Origin of the sequence: Vibrio sp. OPT46 (assembly GCF_015163535.1) — a bacterium.
In the GTDB taxonomy this organism is placed as follows: Bacteria; Pseudomonadota; Gammaproteobacteria; order Enterobacterales; family Vibrionaceae; genus Vibrio; species Vibrio alginolyticus.
In genome coordinates this window covers 1-2,241 of the sequence record NZ_JADDYG010000370.1, presented here as the reverse complement: position 1 = coordinate 2,241, position 2,241 = coordinate 1, and the positions used below count along the sequence as shown (strand labels likewise).

Annotated in this window: 1 protein-coding gene; it reads left to right on the top strand. The window is 41.7% G+C overall.

The features are described 5' to 3' along the window. On the top strand, window positions 1-2,148 hold a 2,148-nt coding region (locus IQR33_RS17055; RefSeq protein WP_228013950.1), incomplete at its 5' end, for a hypothetical protein. Between the last annotated feature and the right edge of the window lie 93 nt (window positions 2,149-2,241).

Here is a 2,241-nt window from a genome sequence, read left to right as displayed (position 1 = left end):
GGGGATGAGCCTATGTTAATGAGGAGTTTTATAAACCGAGTTAACAGAGATGTTCCTATGCGTATATCGTACACTCTGGTTTCTGGCTCCCAAAGTATACAAACCTCTAAAATGACTAAATCGAGTCTCACCACATTCGTTGCTAAAACTAACCCAATATCAAGTGAAATTCTGAAAGCCTGTAATAAGACAACAAAGTTCATTCAAGAAGGAGGGTGTGCAGTAGAGTGTTATATGTCGGTGACTGTTTGGGGTGATAACGAAACGGAAACTAATACACGTTTCAAAGCCGTACAAAGTGCACTTAGAGGTTGGGGAGGGGAAAGGCAACGTATGTGCTCATTTCCTATAGAGGGCCTTTTATCCTCTTTACCTGGCTATAGCTCAAGGCCTGTTGGGAGAGCGAGTAATGACAGTATTGAAACAGCCTTCTCGTCAGCTCCAATCATACGTCCTGCCTCGCCGTGGGACTCCGGCGTATTGCTCTATATCACACCTGATGGCAAGCCATGGCCTATTGACTTTGATTCAACACAGTCACATCACTTGAATTTAGTTAGTGGATCTATGGGTTCTGGTAAGTCAGTTCAAGCTGGTGTATTAACCAGGGCAATGCATTTCTTAGCTGGAACGACATCGTTGCCTCTTATTGCGGGGGTCGACTATGGTGAGTCAATATTATTCACTGCCGAAACTGTTAGGGCAAACCTGAAGAAGGAGGATAGAGCTAAAGTAGGGGCAATCAGTCTTGCCAATGAAAAGACAAGCGCTTACAACATGCTTGAGCCACAATATGGTTACAATAAATTGGCTAAGCCGGAGAACAACACTGCGACTGCTTTTGTTACTAAGATAGTCAATGGTGGCTCGAAACAGCCAATCCACGTACAACTTGATAACTGTGTTTCAGCAATAATTGACAGTATGGTAGCAAAGGCTATTTCACAGCCTAGGAAAATTGACCCTTCGCAACCCGGCGTCGATAAAATACAGAAAGAGCTTGCTCACCATCTTGTACAAAAACATTTAAAGAGCGAGTCGTCGTACAGCTACCTAAACGCCCGTAATGCCCTATACAAAGCATCGAATGAAGAAGGTATATCTAACGCTCAACGACAATATTTCCTAAGATTGTCAAAAATAGCTCATAGGTATATTTGGCCGCTGATCTCTGACTTACCCAAAGAGGTAAAGTCGGCTGAACAGCAAAGCGCTATGGGTTCTTTCAAAGTTGGAGGAGAAAAACTACTGGACCTAATTGGTGCTTCAGTGCAGCTGATGACAGATCGATATAGCGCAATTTTAGGCTCATATCCGATGGTAGATTACTCTGACCTTTCAATGCTGTTTGTAAACGCTAAACCAGTTGTAGATTCCGCCCCAGCAGCGATGAAAAATGCATGGTTTATTCTTGCAAAAGGTCTAGCTCAAAGGCATTTCTGGGTACATGAAGATGATGTAAAAAATGATGCAGATCCTGTGTTTTATAAGCGTGCACTGCGAATTGCTCGAGCGAAAAAGCCTTTACCCAAGTATTACTTCCAAGACGAATACGAACAGGCTCAATGTCCTGAGTTAGATGAAAACTTTGATAAAGAAGTAAAAACAGCGCGTAAGTATCGTGAGATCATCACTTTATTGACACAGATGTACGAAGCTTTCCCTCCATCTATCCGCGACTTGGCTACTAATACCTTCATTTGCAACATCCCAGGTGTAGGTACAGAACGGGTGATTAAGGAACAGTTTAAGCTAACAGATGATGAGTTTGAATCTATAGAATCGTATGTCGGTAAAGCTGGAATTTTAAATGGCATGGGGCGCGGACTCTTGTACATAGGTAAGCTGAAGAAAATACAAGCGCCAATTATTCAACCTATCGTATCGGTGTTACCTCCTGGCTTAGTATGGTCATTAGCTAGTGATGCCGAAGATGTTCATGTCAGAAGAAAAGTAAAAGAGGCATTAGGTGATTCAGTTCCTTATGATGAATTGAATATTGCACTAGGACAGGTTTTGTCGTTCCCAGATATGAAAGCACTCATCAAGAGGAAGGGTGAAGTCGATGATATGACTGACAAAGATGTTTACATTGATTGTATCAATAGGGTTAAAGAACATATTTTATTAAACGGAGTTGGTACGTGATAAAGAGATTATTGGCATTTGTAACCGACTATTGTTTGATTAGCTTGTTATTCGGTATTTTAGAGTTTTACGTCTTTGATCTAAATGCGTTGA